Annotated in this window: 11 protein-coding genes; 2 read left to right on the forward strand and 9 right to left on the reverse strand. The window is 73.6% G+C overall.

The features are described 5' to 3' along the window. Nucleotides 1-173: 173 nt before the first annotated feature. The gene (locus ACZ7G1_RS14130; RefSeq protein ID WP_470871146.1) at nt 174-1,625 is read left to right on the forward strand and encodes a sigma 54-interacting transcriptional regulator; all 1,452 of its coding nucleotides are present in this window, start codon (nt 174-176) and stop codon (nt 1,623-1,625) included. Here the strand turns inward: ACZ7G1_RS14130 and ACZ7G1_RS14135 are convergent. From ACZ7G1_RS14135 to ACZ7G1_RS14170, 8 genes are all read right to left on the reverse strand, one after another. After that, complete coding sequence (locus tag ACZ7G1_RS14135; protein WP_470871144.1) at nt 1,534-2,385, reverse strand: amidohydrolase family protein; 852 nt, start codon at nt 2,383-2,385, stop codon at nt 1,534-1,536. The genes ACZ7G1_RS14130 and ACZ7G1_RS14135 overlap by 92 nt on opposite strands. 33 nt (nt 2,386-2,418) lie before the next feature. Further along, nucleotides 2,419-3,642 (reverse strand): extensin family protein, encoded by a 1,224-nt coding sequence (locus ACZ7G1_RS14140; RefSeq protein ID WP_470871142.1) that lies wholly within the window; start codon nt 3,640-3,642, stop codon nt 2,419-2,421. A 16-nt stretch (nt 3,643-3,658) separates the two neighbouring features. Next, nucleotides 3,659-5,494 (reverse strand): hypothetical protein, encoded by a 1,836-nt coding sequence (locus ACZ7G1_RS14145; RefSeq protein WP_470871140.1) that lies wholly within the window; start codon nt 5,492-5,494, stop codon nt 3,659-3,661. Then, nucleotides 5,479-6,873, reverse strand: a complete 1,395-nt coding sequence (locus tag ACZ7G1_RS14150) for a hypothetical protein (protein ID WP_470871138.1) — start codon at nt 6,871-6,873, stop codon at nt 5,479-5,481. Before ACZ7G1_RS14150 ends, ACZ7G1_RS14145 begins: the two co-directional genes overlap by 16 nt. A gap of 2 nt (nt 6,874-6,875) precedes the next feature. Continuing rightward, nucleotides 6,876-9,485, reverse strand: a complete 2,610-nt coding sequence (locus ACZ7G1_RS14155) for a D-alanyl-D-alanine carboxypeptidase family protein (protein ID WP_470871136.1) — start codon at nt 9,483-9,485, stop codon at nt 6,876-6,878. Between the two features lie 25 nt (nt 9,486-9,510). Then, on the reverse strand, nt 9,511-10,410 hold the full coding sequence (locus ACZ7G1_RS14160; protein WP_470871134.1) for a hypothetical protein: 900 nt from the start codon (nt 10,408-10,410) through the stop codon (nt 9,511-9,513). A gap of 210 nt (nt 10,411-10,620) precedes the next feature. After that, on the reverse strand, nt 10,621-11,988 hold the full coding sequence (locus ACZ7G1_RS14165) for an RNA polymerase factor sigma-54 (protein WP_470871132.1): 1,368 nt from the start codon (nt 11,986-11,988) through the stop codon (nt 10,621-10,623). Between the two features lie 179 nt (nt 11,989-12,167). Then, complete coding sequence (locus ACZ7G1_RS14170) at nt 12,168-15,146, reverse strand: carbohydrate binding domain-containing protein (protein WP_470871130.1); 2,979 nt, start codon at nt 15,144-15,146, stop codon at nt 12,168-12,170. A 212-nt stretch (nt 15,147-15,358) separates the two neighbouring features. Here ACZ7G1_RS14170 and ACZ7G1_RS14175 point away from each other — a divergent pair, with 212 nt between their 5' ends. Next, a complete protein-coding gene (locus ACZ7G1_RS14175; protein ID WP_470871128.1) occupies nt 15,359-15,727 on the forward strand; it encodes a YrdB family protein in 369 nt (122 codons plus the stop codon). A gap of 20 nt (nt 15,728-15,747) precedes the next feature. Here the strand turns inward: ACZ7G1_RS14175 and ACZ7G1_RS14180 are convergent, their stop codons facing one another. Further along, nucleotides 15,748-16,215 (reverse strand): MarR family winged helix-turn-helix transcriptional regulator, encoded by a 468-nt coding sequence (locus ACZ7G1_RS14180; protein WP_470871126.1) that lies wholly within the window; start codon nt 16,213-16,215, stop codon nt 15,748-15,750. Nucleotides 16,216-16,284: the final 69 nt, after the last annotated feature.

Genomic DNA, 16,284 nt, shown 5'->3' on the forward strand with positions numbered 1-16,284 from the left:
ACTCGCCGGAGGGAAGTGTTCTGTCCGAAAAGCCTGTTCATGTGACGCACTGTTGATCTATCCCTGCCGGAAAGGCAGTTGTATCCGCCCACCTGCCCCTTTCGTTCCCGTCGGGCTCCCCGGTCTCGCGCCGGACGTGCGGCGGCGACCGCGCCGCGCGATAATGGGTGACTGTGAGTGACGAAGGTGTGGGTGTCGTCCCCGCGCGGGCCTGGGTGGGCTTCCACCCGGCGGAGGGCGCGGAGCGCGGCGAACCCACCGTCGAGCTGCTCCGGCGGGCGGGCGTCGAGGTGCGGCCCGCTCGCCGGGACCCCGGGGACGGGCCGGGGGTGCTCCTGATCGAGGCCGCCGACGACGCCCTCGTCGCACGGCTCGCCCGGCTCTGCGACGGCGGACGGAACCGGGTGCTCGCCGTCGCGCTCACCGGCGGGGCCCTCGGGGCGGCCGGCCCGTGGCCGCTGCTGCACGCGGGGGCCTCCGACGTCCTGGCCTGGGACGCCTCCGCCACACCCGCCGAGGACGTCGTACGCCGGCTGCGCCGCTGGGCGGAGGTCGACGCCCTCGTGTCCTCGCCGCTGGTCACCGAGAACCTCGTGGGCGTGGGCACCGCCTGGCGGCTGCTCCTGCGGGACATCGTCGAGATGGCTGTGTTCAGCGACGCGTCCGTCCTCGTCACCGGCGAGAGCGGTACGGGCAAGGAGCTCGTCGCCCGGCTCGTGCACGCCCTCGACCCCCGGCGCGGGCCCGAACAGCTGGTGCTGCTCGACTGCACGACCATCGTGCCCGCACTGGCCGGCAGCGAGTTCTTCGGACACGAGAAGGGGGCCTTCACCGGGGCCCTCGCCTCACGGGACGGGGCCTTCGCGCTCGCCGACCGGGGGACCCTGTTCCTCGACGAGGTCGGCGAACTGCCCCTGGAACTCCAGGCCGAGCTGCTGCGGGTCGTGCAGGAGGGCACCTACAAGAAGGTCGGCGGCAACACCTGGCACACCACCGGCTTCCGCCTGATCTGCGCCACCAACCGCGACCTCACCACCGACGAGGGCGCCCGCCGCTTCCGCGGCGACCTCTACCACCGCATCGCCGCCTTCACCTGCCGGCTCCCGAGCCTCCGCGAACGCCCCGAGGACGTCCTACCCCTCGCCCGCCACTTCCTCCGTCAACTGGCGCCGGACGACGGGACACCCGCCGCCGAGGACTTCGACCCGGCGGTCCGCAGACTGCTGACAGACCGTCACTACCCGGGGAACGTAAGGGAATTGCGGCAGCTCGTCGGGCGGATGGCCCGCCGGCACGTCGGCGGAGGCCTCATCAGCGCCGGGGACGTACCCCCGGGAGAACGCCCGGCCGCGTCCGCGCCCGGACCGCCGGCGGACGGCTGGCCGGACGCCGGGTTCGAGCGGTCCATCCGTACGGCCCTGGCCGCGGGCGTCCGCCTCAAGGACATCGGCGTCCGCGCCCGCGACACCGCCGTCCTCATCGCCGTACAGGAGGCGGACGGCAACCTGCAGGAAGCCGCCCGCGCCCTCGGTGTCACCGACCGGGCGCTCCAGCTCCGCCGCGCCTCCGCGCCCGGAACGGTGAACGGTACGGCGGCGGCGGAGGACGCCGTACCGGAGGTCTGACGGGCCGCGTCACCGCGCCGGACGGACGTCCGTGCCGCTCGCCGCGGACCAGCGCCAGCAGGTTGCCGGACAGGATCCACCCCTCCGCCTCGGCACCGAGCCCGAGCGCGTGGACCTTGGCGAGCTCGACGCCCGGATGGAGCCAGGGGCCGTCCGAACCGAAGAGGACCTTCTGCGGGCCCGCGCGGCGCACCGCTTCGGCGAGGACGTCGAAGCGCCGCACTCCGGAGGTGTCCGTGTGGATGTTGGGGTGGCGCACCAGATGGTCGACGAGGGCGAGCTGGGCGTGCCAGTCGTCGGCGAAGCTGCCGAGGTGCGGGAAGACGAACGGCACGTCCGGGTAGTGCTCCGCGAGTAGCTCGGCGACCGCCACCTCACCCATCGGGTCGTACACCACGGGCAGCCGGAAGTAGCGGGCCGCGTCGCAGACTTCGCGGGTGATCGGGGCGTCGTGCCGGTGCAGCTTGATGCCGGCGAAGCCGTACGAGCAGACCGCCGTGCGGACGAGCGCCGCGATCCGCCCGGCGTCGCGGTCCGCGTGGACGAAGGCGAAGCCGACGAACCGGTCGGGGTGCGCGGCGACGATCCGGGCCACCTGCCGGTTGGCGGTGGCGTAGTCCCGGTGGAACGCGGAGAACAGCACCGTCCGGTCGATGCCGGCCCGCTCGGCGCGCGGCAGGTAGCGGCCGAGGGGCGCGTCGTCCCAGGGGCCGGTCAGCCGGTCGCCGCGGCCCGCGTGGCAGTGACAGTCGACGATCATCCGTCCTCCCGTCCTCACCCGTGCGCGGACCGGCTACCGCCCGGCCGCGACCCGGGTGAACAGCCCGGCGAGCACCCGCCGCAGGACCGCCGGGTCCCGCAGCGAGGCCGCCGGGACCCCGGCGAAGGCGGCGAGCGCCCGGAACACGTCCGCCTCCGCACGGCCGGTCGGCGTCACCGGATGGCCGACGGCCCGCAGCGCCTCCCGCGTGAAGCCCAGGCCGGCCGTCGTGCGGGGCCGGTCGCCCTGGCCGCGGTTGGTGTCGCAGTGGAAGTGGTCGCGGTGGTCGGCCCGGTAGTAGTCGATGACCGTCGGGAAGGAGAGCCGCAGGCAGGCGTCGATCCGCCGGAGCAGGACACGCTGGCCCGGGTCGGTCCAGTTGTGGACGATCGTCTCCCGCAGCGCGCTCGGCGGCCCTCCGGTGGCCGGCCACCGCACCCCGACGATGTCGAGGGCGTCGCCGAACGAGTGGTTGCTGAGGATGTCGGGCTTGGCGGGGTCGGAGCGCTTCACACAGCGGCAGTACAGCGAGCCGGCCGTGAGGATCGCCTCCACCGGCATGCCGAAGCCCCGCATGTTCCGCAGGAACGCGCTCATCGCGTCCCGGACGGGAACGGTGAAGCGCTGCTCGCGCCGCCACTGGCGTCCCGTCACGACGAGCAGCCCGCTGCCGGGCGCGCGCCGGATGGAATCGGGGTAGTGGAACGGGACCCCGTCGACGCCCTCCGTGCACAGCAGCCCCGTGATGGGCGGACAGGCCAGCCGCCCCGGCCGGGTGCACTTCGTGACGGCCGTCCCGGCCGGCGCCGTACAGGACCGGGCCGGACGCGGCGGCCCGGACGCGGAGCCCGCGCCGGACGAGGCACCAGGACCCGACACGGAACCCGCGCCGGACGAGGCACCGGGACCGGACGAGGACGAGGCGCCCGCGCCGGGCGGGCCGGAAGGGCCCGGAGGAGCGGCCGGGGCGGGCGTCCGGCCGCCGGCGAGGAGGGGCCGGACGAGGGTGTCCCGGATGGCGAGCCACTCCCGCGCCGCGTCCCGCTCGCCGCGCCGGATCGGCGCCCCGCCGCGCTCCGGATGACGCTGGTGGAAGACCAGGCCGGCCAGCGCGGACTCGTCCCGGGTGCCCTGGGCGACCGCGCTCACCACCCGGACCAGCTCCCACGGGCTGAAACCAGTGCCGCGCTCGAACTCGCCGACCACGGCGTCCTGTTCCCCGGCGAAGGCGCCCGGAGAGAGCGTCTCGTACGACATGACACGCCCCGGCCGCTCAGTACGGCCGGTCCGAGGGAGGCATCCGGCGCATCCGGCGGCCCGCCATGCCCGCCATGCCGGCCCGTGACCCGCCGCCGAGCGGGGCCCGCCGGCGGCCCGTGCCGCTGAGCTGCTGGGCGGTGCGGCGCCGCAGATGGACGGCGGGCATCGTGAAGTCCAGCTGGTCGGAGGTGAGGTCGACGCCGGTGGCGGCCCGGTAGGCGTGGATGTAGCCCTGGATCTCGGCCCGCCAGTAGCGCGCCCAGTTCGCCGCCTCGTCGCGTTCGTTGACCGAGTTCCAGTCGCCGAAGCGGATGGAGAGCAGGATCCGTTCGCCGAAGACCGCGAGGTTGTGGAAGTGCAGGGTGGGCGTGTCCGTCCAGCCCTGGAGCTTCTTCATCACGTCGACGGTGCCCATCCAGGGCTCCGGGTAGGCGACCATCGCACGCGACGGCAGGAACTGCCGCATCTCGGGCCTGGCGAGCAGCCACTGCTGCATCAGCATCTCCTGGCGGGCCGTCCACGGCAGGTCGCCGTACTGGTTGTGCTGGCCCTCGGTGAGCAGCAGGTGGACTTCCTTCAGGCCGTTGAGGACGGGGAACCCGTCGGGGGTGACCGTCATGTCGTCGGCCTGCGCGTAGAAGTTCGTGCACAGCTTGAGGAGGCTGTGGAAGGCCTCCAGGAACTTGGACCGACTGTCGGCCCCGCGCAGCGGCGGGACGGCCCTGCCGATCAGCGTGATCCCGTAGTGGTGGTCGTACTCGTACGCCCGCCGCACCACGGACAGCCGGTGCTGCTCGTCCTGGATGTACCCCCACAGCAGGTTGCCGAGCGGCAGCAGCGGGGCGATCTCCAGATGGGCCAGCGGATCGGGCTCCTCGGAACGCCGCATGTTCTGGAACCGGCGGCTGATCTCGATCAGCGACTGGACGAGGAGACTCTCCTCCTGCCAGTAGTTCCACAACAGTTCGATGAGGCACGGGTTCGTGAGCTTGTACTGGAGGATCGCGTCGCAGGGGAAGCCGAGCTTCCCCGGGCCGCGCACCGGTACGTTCCGCAGTCCCTCGAGGATCCGGGCGAAGTACGGCAGGGTGTAGAGCCTCGGGTCCTGCGGCACCGGCTCGATGAACGCCCGCCACATCGCCTCGATCTCGTCCTCCGTCACCGGCCCGTCCCCGTACCGCGCCTGCTCCTCGCGCAGGTCGACGCCGTCGAAGGGCGCGTCGGGATTCCTCGGGTCCACGAGGATGCCGCACCGGATCCGCAGGAAGGCCTCGGTCGCCGTCTTCAGGAGCCAGTACGAGTCCACCCCCGGGTACGGCAGGGTGCTCGCCCTGGCGACGGCCTTGAGCTCGGCCCGGCCCTCGTGCCGCAGCCGGCGGTGCTCCCCGTGGAGCCCGCCGGACGGCTTGCAGAGGACCATCTCGATGAAGTCCTGGTACTCGCCGAAGCCGAGGGACTCGCTGCTGTTGCGGATGGCCGTCCACAGCGCCTGGCTGTCGGTCCTGACGGCTCCGGCCGGTGACAGCCGGACGGAGAGCGGGGTGCGACGGCCGTCGATCACCGGCATTTTGATCCGGACGTCGGCCACCTGCTGGCTGGTCTGCCTGCCGGCGCGGACCTCGACGGTGGCGGTCTGTACGCCTGGCTCGGCGCTATGGGTGTCCCAGAGGACCTCGGCGTCGTCGACGGTCCACCGGGACAGCGTGCCGTCCGAGACGCTCCAGCGGTACTCCACGCCCTTGGCCGTCGTGTCGGCCCGCAGTCGCACCGTCTCGCCCCGCGTCACCTCGTCGGGTACGGCGGTCAGCGTGACCTGGAGCGGTGAGTGCGGATTCAGCGGTGTGCCCATGACTCCTCCTCGGGCAGGTGGTGAAGAGGGAGACCGCCGCCCGCGGGGACGGCCTTCCGGTGGACGGCCGGCCGGACGGCCGGCGACGAACCGCGGGCGGCGCAGGCCGCCGTCGTGGCGAGGGTGCTGCGCAGGGCCCAGCCCCGCAGCAGCGCCTCCGCCCGGCGGCTCTCCGCCTCGGGTGAGATCAGCCCGGCCGACCGGGCCTGGCCCAGCGCCGCGAAGGCGAGCGTCGGCGCGGCCCGGTCGAGCAGCTCCGGACGCCGCCGCGCGGCCTCGTACAGCGCGATCAGCCGCCGCGGGGAGCGCTCGGCGGGCCGGAAGAGACCGCCGAGCGTCACCTCCGCGCGGCCCTGCGGACGGTGCCCGGCGAGCAGGGCGGCGAGCTCGGGGGCCGCCGAGGTCAGCGAGGCGAGCAGCGCCCGCGCCTCCGCGTCGAGACCGTCGAGGGGATACAGCGCGGACCACAGCTCGCCGAGGGCCCGCCACTGAGGATCGGGATGCAGCAACTCTCCGATGGCGGTGCCCAGATGGACCCTGATCCAGGGGAAGGGATGGCTGTCGAGCGGGTCGATCCTGAAGACGAAGCGGCGCGGCAGGCTGACCACTCCGATCAGCCCCATCGTCGCCGTCACCCCCAGCTTCCCGATGGCCCAGAAGTCGGCGACGATCTCCGACAGCCACCGCGAGAACAACGCCCAGGGCAGCGGCAGCCGGCCGTCCGGCGCGGCCGCCCGCGCCCGCAGCTCCGTCCGCAGCGACGGCACGAGATCGAGCAACGCGGCACCCTGGTGGCCGACTTCATGGCAGAGCGAGGAGCTGAGACCGTACCCGCCGACCATCCGCTCGCGCGGCACGCGCACGATCGCCACCGGACTCGAACCGCCGCCCGGCAGACGGGTCTTAGCGCGCCGGATTGCCGCACCGGGACCCCGGTCCAGATAACAGACCACCGGCGGAGGATCGAAGGGCCGGACGGGCACGTCGAGCGCGTCGGCCGCGGTCACGTCCATCCCGGAGAGCCACAGCCCGATCTCGTGCTCGCTGCGCTGGGTGATCGTCTGCTGGAAGAGGTCGAACTGGCCCAGGACGTCGTTGAACCGCCAGCGCAGCGCGGTGAACCGGCGCTGCATCTCCTCCGGTGTCGCCGCCGCGCCCTCGCCCTCCAGCCACGCCAGATACGCCCGCACCCGGCCCCGCAGCTCGCGCCGGCCGGCGACGAGCGTCCGCTCGATGCCGATCTGCGCGGCCGGGGACGGCGCCGCGGCGGGCAGCATCGTCTCGCGCACGGCGAAGGGCTGGACCCGGTCGAGCCGGGTGAGCAGCGCCCGCGCCTCGCCGGCGAGCAGCCGGCGTGCGGTCGACGACGTCCCACGCATGATCAGGCCTCCACGATCGTGACCCGGTCGCCCTGCCGCACCCACGTGCCGGCCGGACGCCCGGGAGCCTCACCGGCGGAGCCGTCGGCGGCGGACGGAGCGGGCGGGGCGTCCGGTGCGGGCCCGCCCGTCGGCTCCGGCGCACCCGATTCCGGCGGCGCGGCGTCCGGTTCCTGGCCGGGCCCGGGGCCCGCGTCGGGGGCGGCGTCCGGCGCCGGCTCCCGCGCCCCGGAGTCGTACGGACCGGGCTCGTACGGCATCGGCTGGTAGGCGTTCCGGCCGTACGGTTCCGCCGGGTCGGGCCACGTCGGGTAGCTCACGCCGGTGTAGCGCGGATAGCCGTAGCGGTAGCCGCGGCCGTACCAGCGCCGCCGGGAGGGCGGGATCGGGCGGGGCCAGGACCAGGGCGCCGGGCGGGCGTACCGGGGGAAGGACCGGTAGAGGCCGGGGGCGTAACGCCGGGCGGCGGCGAAGACGGCCGCCCTGCCCACGGCCCGGTCGCCGGGCCGGCCGCGGTAGGGGCGGTAGCGGCGGTACCGGTCGCGTGGCGCCATCGCCGCGTTCCTGGCGGCCGCCGCGGACAGCCGCACGAAGCGCCGGGCCACCTCGAACTCGTCCTCCTGGGCCTCGCCCGACTCGGCCCGCAGGCCGAAGAGGGCGGCGGCCGGGTTCTCCAGGAGCGGACGCGGACGGGGTTCCGTGCGCCGCGAGGACGCCACCGGTCCGGTGCCCACGCCCCGGTAGATCCAGTGCCAGGGCTCCTTGGCGTAGGGGACGAAGCCGAAACGGTGCGCGTTGGCCTGGAGCCAGCGGAAGAACCAGGTGGCGTGCCAGCGCTTGACGGCCTTGGACCCGGTGCTGTTCCGGAGGGCGTGGCCGCGGCCGCGGACCTGGAGGAAGTCGATCGCGATCCCGTTCTGGTGGTTGCTGTAGCCGGGCGCGGCGATTTTCGCGGGGATGCCGAAGACGTCCAGCATGTACCGGACGGCGCCGTCGCCGTGCGGCCCGCCGGAGAGCCCGGCGCGTGCGCCGGCCGTCTGGTCGTAGTAGCCCCTGAAGTAGCCGAGCCACAGCCGCCGTTGGTGGTCGCTGCCCCGGTAGCCGCTGCCGCCGGTGAGCCGGCGGGTGTGTCCGGCGTCCTCGTCGCCCGCGGAGCGCGCCGCCGCGAGGGCCGCGTTGGCCGCCGCGAGCAGCCGGCCGGCCGCGGCCGCCGCGTCGCTCCGCATCGAGACCGAGGTCCCGGCGACGGGGGACAGCTCGCCGCTCGCCAGATCCCGGCCGGGCCCGTGGCCCGTCCACTTCCGGCTGCGGGCCAGATGCGCGTCCAGGACCCGCTGCCGGAAGGCGACCTGCTCGGGCGTCCCGCTCCACGCCCCGCCGGTCTCGCCCTCCAGCTCGCCGGCCGCCCCGCCGTACGCGGGTCCCGGGGACGCGGTGTACTCCTCCGACAGCTCCCGTACACCGCTGCCCTGACCGGGCCTGCGGCGGCGACGGGGGCGCGGGGGAGGGGCCGGAGCCGGGGCCGTGCCCGGCAGGTCGGCGGCCGCGTCGGCGAGGAGCAGCGGGCCGTAGACCCGGGGGATCCGCATGTGCGTCACCCGCGTCCACTCCACCCGGAACCGGGGCGAGGACCCCGCGCGGATCGCGGCGGCCACCTGTTCGCTGTGACGCGCGGTCGGCTCGTACGGCTTGTAGAGCACCCGGAGCGCTCCCGTGCCTCCCGCGAGCCGCTGCCGAGCCCAGTGGACGAGCGGTCCCGGGTCCCCGTAGAGGGCGTCGAAGGTGTGCACCTCGTCGGGGTCGGTGTGCCGCAGGATCCGCATGAGCGAGGCGCCGCCGCCGGAGTGCGCGGTGAGGATGAGCCGGCCGAGCGGGGCGTCGACGCCGGTGGCCGCCTTGAAGCGGGCCAGGGACTCGGCGACCAGCCGCTGGATCGCGCCGGGCGGTTCAAGGGCGGGGTGCGTGTAGCCGCGGCCCGAGGGGCCGCCGAAGTGATGGCCGCGGGGGAGGACGAGCAGGGTCGGGGACGTACGGCCGGGGACGGCGCCGAAGTCGAGCCCGCTCACCGGCTCCATGTCCTCGGGAAGGGTCATCGCGGCGCCCCGGAAGGAGAAGCCGTGGAGGTGGACCACGACGTCGATCCGGGACGGCCGGTCCATCGCGTTCCACTTCAGGATCAGGTCCGGCGGGTTCCCCGCGTGCCGCCGCAGCATCGGCAGCCTCTGCACCACCCGGCGCCCCGGGGCCGTCGAACCCGTCCCCGATCCGCGGGCCGGGCCCGTCGCCGTACCGGGCAGCGCGGTCATGGCCACGTTCTTCAGGACGCCGCCGAGCGCCGCGCCCGCCGTGGAGCTGAGGAACCCGCCGTCCCGCCGCGCGACCGGCGCGAGGAACGAGCCGAGGAAGGCCTCGAGTTCCCGCTCGTCGGCGACACCGAGGAGCTCGGTGGCGAGCGCGCTCTCCTCCGCCTCGGTCAGCGGGCTGCCGAACTCGCCGCCGAGCAGGCCCGTCTCCGCCTCGAACTCCCGCAGTTCGGGAGCGGCCGCGCCGGCGCTCTCCGCGTCCGCGGCCCGCCGGTGGCCGCCGCCGCACTCGCACTCGTACGTGCTCATGGCAGGTCTCCCTTCCGGTGCCGGTTCAGACGCCGAGCAGGATGATCGTCCGGCCCCGCCTCACCCAGCGGCCGCTGGTCCGCCGCCCGCCGTAGTACGCGCCGGAGACCATCGGCACGAGCCCGGGGGCGTACCGCTGCGCGGCGCTCAGCACGGCGGCCCGCGCGGCCCCCGCGTCCAGCTCGCCGACGCCGTCGGACTCGCCCTCCAGCTCGCCTGGTTGGCCGCCTGTCTCGTACGCGCCCGGGACCCCGCCCTCGAAGTCGCCCTCGTACTCGCCGGCGTCGCCGGTCTCGAAGTCCCCCTCGAAGTCCCCTTCCAGGTCTCCTTCGAAGTCACCTTCGTACTCGCCGGCGCCGTCCCCGAACTCGCCCTGGAAGTCGCCCTCGTACTCGCCGTGGCCGTCGCCGGCCTCCGCCTCGCCGTCGGAGGAAGCGGCCGTCCGGGCCGCGTCGGCGGCGAACCGGACGAACTGGCGGGCGGCCTCGAACTCCTGGTCCTCGCGGCTCAGACCCTCCAGTTCGAGACCGAACAGGCTGCCCGCCTTCGACGCGAGCTGGGAGCCGACGAGCCCGCCGATGCCCGGCAGGACGAGATTGCCCGCGACCCCGCCGAGCATGGGCAGGAACTGCTTGGCCGCACCGCGCAGCAGACCCTTGAGGGCCTTGCCGGGACCGCCCCGGAGGAGGGGCGCCGCGGCCTTCACCAGCTTGCCGAGGAAATGGTCGAGTTCGGCCTCGTCGGTCACTTCGAGGAGTTCCCCGGCGAGCTCCATCTCCTGGACCTCGTCCAGGGTTCCCTCGGCCTCCTGGGCGCCGTACTCGCCCGCGTCCTCGAACTCCGGGGCGTACGCGCCGTACGCCTCCGCCTCACCGGCCGTGCCGCCGCCGGTCCCGTAGCCGAACTCGAGCTGTGTGCGATCCATGTTGTGCATTGCGGCCTCCTCGTCACTCCGCCGGGCGGTGCCCCGCCGGCGGCTGCGGCACGACGTTCACCCTCCTCTCCTGCAAGTGCCGTGCCAGCGGGCGAAGCCGGAGAACACCGGGGCCCGGGCGGCCGTACGGCGAAGGTCCCTTCGCCGGGTGGCGCCGCTGCGGGCGGGACGGGCGAAGGGACCTTCGGTGCGACGGGTCCGTCAGGCGGCGCGCGGGCGGGCGGCCCTCCGGGTGTGCGGCGCGATGCCGAGACCGCCGCGGTACTTGGCCACGGTCCGGCGCGCCACCGGGAAGCCCCGCTCGGCCAGCAGCCGGGCCAGCTCCGTGTCGGACAGCGGCCGGCTCTCCCGCTCGACCAGCTCCCGCAGCGCCGTGTGGACGCCGGTGTCGGTGCCGAAGAACCCGGCGAGCGGCATCGTGCGACGGCACGGCAGCAGCGCGACCCGTCCGGCCACCGCCCGCGACACCGTCGACTCGTGCAGGCCGAGCGCCTCGGCGACCTCGCGCCGGCACAGCGGACGCGGCCCGGCCGTCCCGTGATCGAGGAAGGGACGCTGGGCGTCCACCACGTACGCCGCGATCCGGTGCAGGGTCCGCCACCGCCGGTCAAGCCGCGTCAGGAACTCCCGCGCCCGCCCCACCTGCTCCCGCGCGAGCCGCGTCCCGTCGGGGCCGGATGCCGGACCGGAGAGGTAGCCGAGGTAGGCCGGGCTGACGGCCAGTCTCAGCCGCAGGGGTTCCAGGAGGACGACGGTGTACGCGCCCGGCTCCCGCGGGTCGCGGGCGATCACCAGGTCGGGCGGTGCGCAGGCGTCGGCGGACGGCGGCGCCAGGTCCAGCTCGGCGGCGGGCCGCAGCTCCGACCGTACGAACTCCCTGACCCGCCGGATCTCCTCGACCGGCACCCCCAGCGCCCGCGCGGCCCCCGCGAAGCACTCCTCGCCGGCCAGCGCCTCCAGATGACGGGCGAGCACGGACCGCACGACCGGCTCCCGGGCCGCGTGCAGCTCCTCCCACCGGTCCAGCTGCAACAACAGGCATTCCCGCAGGTCACGCGCGCCGGTACCGGGCGGTGTCGCGGCGCGCAGGGCGGCGAGCGCCCGCCGGACGCGGGCGGGCGTGACACCGAGGGCGGCGGCTACCTCCTCGACGGACCCGTCCAGGCGCCCGCGCGGCCCGAGGCTGCCGATCAGGTACGCGGCGATCCCCGCGTCCGAGGCGGGCAGCGCCGCCCTGACCTCGGCGAGCAGCCGCGCGGCCCGGTCCTCGGTGCGGGGATCGGGGGTGGCGCCGGGGGCGTACGGCATCCGGCCGCTCCCGTACAGGCAGGGGCACAGCCCCGGGGTGCGGAGGCCCGCCCCGCAGAGCGGGCAGGCGACGGCCGACGGGTCCTCTTCGAGCGCGGGGTTCTCGGCGAGCTCCTCGGCCACGCGGGCCTCCAGTTCCCAGGTGGGGAGCTGGAGGAAGGAGGCGAAGGCGACCATCGCCGGGGTGGCGTGCAGGGCCATGACCGGTGCGGCCCGCTGTGTCAGCGCGGGCGCCGCTCCGAATCCGGTCCCGGCAGCCATCCGGCAACCCTCTCCCTCGCCCCGGAGGCATCGCCGCCCCCGCTCCGGGAGTACCGCCGTCCCCGGTTCCCACCGTCCGTCCGCCTCCCCCGGGTGTCAAACGGGAGGGCCGGGGGCGGGAAGGGGTACGGGGCGGGTGGCGCCCGCCCCGTACCGTGTCCGTTCCCGCTCCGGTGCCCCTACTTCAGGTACGGGCCGGAAGTGCCGATCTTGCCGGGGCCGTTGAGGACGTACACCCGCAGGTTGCCCTTGCCGGGGGCGGCGACGGTGAGGGTGCCGCCGGTGACGGTCCGCACGTCGCCGGTGACGGCGTCGGTGTAGGTGCCGTTCGGGACGCCGGAGAAGGTGGCGCCGCCGGAGACGGTGACCAGGGCGAAGCTGTCCGTGGCGCCGCTGGTGTACCGGCGCTTGAAGGCCATCCCGCCCGAGATGCCCTCGGTGGAGTACTGGCCCATCTGGAGGGCCGGGATCGCGCGGCGGATGCTGTTGAGCCGCTGCAGGTGCTGGACCAGGGGCTGCTGAAGGGTCGTGGCGACGGCGCCCGAGGCCGAGGAGACCTGGGAGAAGTCGGAGGCCGTGACGGAACCGGCGAGGTGCTCGCCGTAGTAGGCGCGGCCGGTGGTGGCGAGCGGGCAGCTGGGCCCGCAGTCGATCTTCTTGCCCTTCTGGAACTCGATCTCGGAGCCGTAGTACAGCGTCGGGATGCCGCGGAAGGTCCACATCAGGGACATGTTCTCGGCCCAGGCGTCGGTGCCGCCCGCGTACCGCTCGCTCGACTTGTTGGGGCCGTAGTCGTGGCTGTCGACGTAGACGACGTTGTAGGTGGCGTCGTTGTAACTGTCGTCCGAGTCCTTGCCGTTGGAGAAGGCGTTGGGCGCGTCACCGAAGTTCATGTGCATGCGCATGTCGATGACGTTCATGCCGGAGAAGCGGCTGTGGTCCGGGGCGTGGTAGCTGTTGCCGTTCAGGAACGCGTTGGTGGAGGTGGGCTGGTTCCCGGTGCCCTGCTGCTGCTCGTAGTCGTACATCTCGAGCGCCGCCTTGGCGTCGTCGATGTCGTACTCCTTGCGCTCCTTCCAGGTGTAGAACTGCGCGGAGTGGTTCACCGAGCCGCGGTTCCACTTGTCGTTGACGAAGGCGGCGACCTCGCCGAAGACGAAGAAGTTCCGTGCTGCCTCGGCTCCGTGACGCTGGGTCACGCGCTCCTGGATCGCGGGGAGGAAGCGGCGGTTCCAGGTGGTGCGCGGGATGTGGACGGCAGTGTCGACGCGGAATCCGTCGACGCCCATGTCGATGTACTTGTCGTAGGCGCCGATCAGATAGCTCTGGACGGCCGGGTTCTCGGTGTTGAAGTCGGCGAGGTCCTCGTGGAGCCAGCAGGAACGGGAGTCCTCGCCCTCCCAGTTGCCGATCCAGCACTGGTGGTAGAGCGCCTTGGGGAACATGCCGGAGGTCGGGCTGGGCCACTGGCAGTTGTAGACGGTGTAGCCCTCGGCGCTCTTGCCGCCGGTGGGCTTGCCCCAGTTGAGGCAGGTGTTGCCGGTCGGCTCGGCCGTCGACCACAGGTCGCCGTTGTAGTACGACTTGCCGGACTTCGCGTCGATCGTCAGTCCGTCGTACTCGAAGCCGGGCTGCCTCTCGTCGTAGTACCAGCTCCACTGGCTGTCCCGGACGCCGTAGACGGTGGGCGTGAACAGGCCCTTGGCGCCCCAGCGGGAGGAGTGGTTGTAGACGACGTCCTGGTAGATCTTCATGCCCTTGGCGTGGGCGGCGTCGATCAGGTCCTGGTAGGAGGCGCCGGCCGACTCCAGGCGCGGGTCGACCTTGTAGAAGTCGTAGCCGTGGTAGCCGTGGTAGTCGTAGTCGGACCGGTTGAGGACCACCGGCGTCACCCATATCGCGGAGAAGCCGAGCCCCTTGACGTAGTCGAGCTTCTGGATGAGGCCCTTGAAGTCGCCCCGGAACATGGGGTCGTCGCCGGCCGCGTTGCCCGACTTGACGTGCTGGCTGCCGCCGCGGTTGTTCGACGGGTCGCCGTCGTTGAAGCGGGCGGTGAGCACGAAGTAGATGGGGTCCTTGCGCGGGTCGGTGCCCAGCGGCTTCCCGGTGGCCGGGGTCGCCGGCCTGTCACCGGTGGTGGCCGTCGCCGGGGCCGAGGCGGCGGAGACGTTCCCGGCCGCGTCCACGGCCCTCACCGTGTAGGTGTAGGCGGTGCGCTCGGCCAGACCCGTGTCGGAGTACACGGTGGAGCCGACGTCCGTCACGACCGTGCCGCCGCTGCCGCCGGCCCGGGTGACCTGGTACTTCGTCACACCCCGGTCGTCGGTGGCCGGGTCCCAGGTGAGCAGCACCGAGGTCCCGTCGGCGGCGGCGGTGACGCGCCCGGGGGCGGTCGGGGCCTGGGTGTCGGGCGTCGCGGCGGCGCAGGGGTCGGCCGCGTTCGCGGTCACCACGTTGTTCCGTACGGTGCTGACGCCGGCGCCCAGGGTGTAGTCGGCGCCGCCGTTGTTGTCCCAGGTGCCGTTCCCGTTGTTGAACGCGGCCTTCAGTGACGCCGCCGTCCCGAGGTCGAGCTCCCGTTTCCACCAGCCGGCGCACGCGGTCTGCATGCCGACGCCGGGGACGGCGGTCCAGGCGCCACCCGCGGGCTGGTAGTGGATGTTGGCCGTGGACCAGCCGAGCGTCTGGGTGGAGTAGTAGACGGTGGCCTTGGCCGACGGGGTGGGCGTGGTGCCCGCGCACGGGTCGGAGTGGGCGACGACGCCGTCCTTGACGGTGATCGCGCCGGTGCCCAGGGCGTAGTTGCGGCCGCCGTTGTTGTCCCAGGTCCCGGTGCCGTTGTTGAAGGTGGCCTGGAGTCCGGTGGCGGCGCCGAGGGTGACGGTCTTCTTCACCCAGTCCGTACAGGCGGCTTCCATGGCGACGCCGGGGACCGTGGTCCAGGAGCCGCCGTCGGGGGCGTAATGCAGGTTGTGGGCGGCCCAGTTCTTCGTCTTCGTCCAGTAGTAGACCGTCGCCGTGTTCTCCGCGACGGCCGCGGCGGGGGCGGTGCGGGGTGACGGCTCGTCGGGCGGTGCGGCGAGCAGGCCGAGGAGGCCGGCGGCCACGGCCAGGGCGGCCACCGGGCGTCCGGGCGGCCGCGTGGGGGTGCGGGTCATCAGGGTCTCCAGGCAGGGGGAAGCGCGCGTTCCGCACGGGCCGGCTGGGCAAGGGGATCAGCACCGTTGGAAACACACTCGGAAAGTTTCTGAAACATCTTGCGTAGGCCGGGAAGCTACCGCCGTCGACGTCCGGAGGTAAAGACCTCTGCCGGAACTCGCGTCTACGCTCAGGGCTGTTCGCACGCGCGCTCGACACCGAAAGGTCCCCGATGAGACTCCCCGGCCCGCTGCACGTGCTCAACGAAGGGACGGCGTTCGTCCTCGAACTCGCCGCCCTCGCCGTACTGGCCTGGTGGGGCTGGGAGAGCGCCGACAACCTGGCGCTCCGCCTCCTGCTCGCGATCGCGGCGCCCACCCTCGCCGCCTTCCTCTGGGGCCTCTTCGCCGCCCCGAAGGCCCGGTTCCGCGTGCCCCTCGCGGCCGTCCTCCTCGTCAAGGCCCTCGTCTTCGGCGCCGCGGCGCTCGCCCTCCACGCCCTCCATCACCCGGGCGGGGCCCTCGCCTTCGCCGCCGTGGCCCTCCTCAACACCGCCCTGGCCGCGGCGGACCGTCAGGCGGCGATGCGTCGCGGCGCCTGACGGTCCTGTGAGCGGCGGGGTCAGGGGCGAGGCCAGGGGCGGCCTTCGAGGCGCTCGATGTCGCGGTTGAACCGTTCGAGGAAGGCGGCGAACTCGGTGACGTCCTCGGGTGACCAGTGCTCCATGACGCGGTCGAGGCCCTCGACATTGGAGGTGCGGTCGGCCTCCAGCCGGCGCTCGCCCTCCTCCGTGATGCGGAACTTGCGGGCGATGCCGCCGTCGGGGTCGGGGATGCGCTCGACGAGCCCGGCGCGGAGCATGGCGGCGGTCTGCCGGTTGAGAGTCGAGGCGTCGAGGCCGAAGGCCTCGCTGAGCTGGCCGATGGACAGCGGCCCGTGCATGCGGATGCGGCTCAGGAGGACGTAGGCGCTGCGGTCGAGCTGGGCGCCCCCGGCGCGGGTGCGGGGGGCGTACAGGTGGCTGTGCCGGCTGAGCAGCATGGTCTCGAACTCGACCAGGTGGGTGGGCTTGTCCACGGGCTTGTCCATGGAGGCATTGTCCCCCGAGGCATTGTCCCCCGAGGTCAGGCAGTGTGCATCATGCACGGCTTGTGCATG

The organism is Streptomyces sp. NPDC037273 (assembly GCF_055603625.1).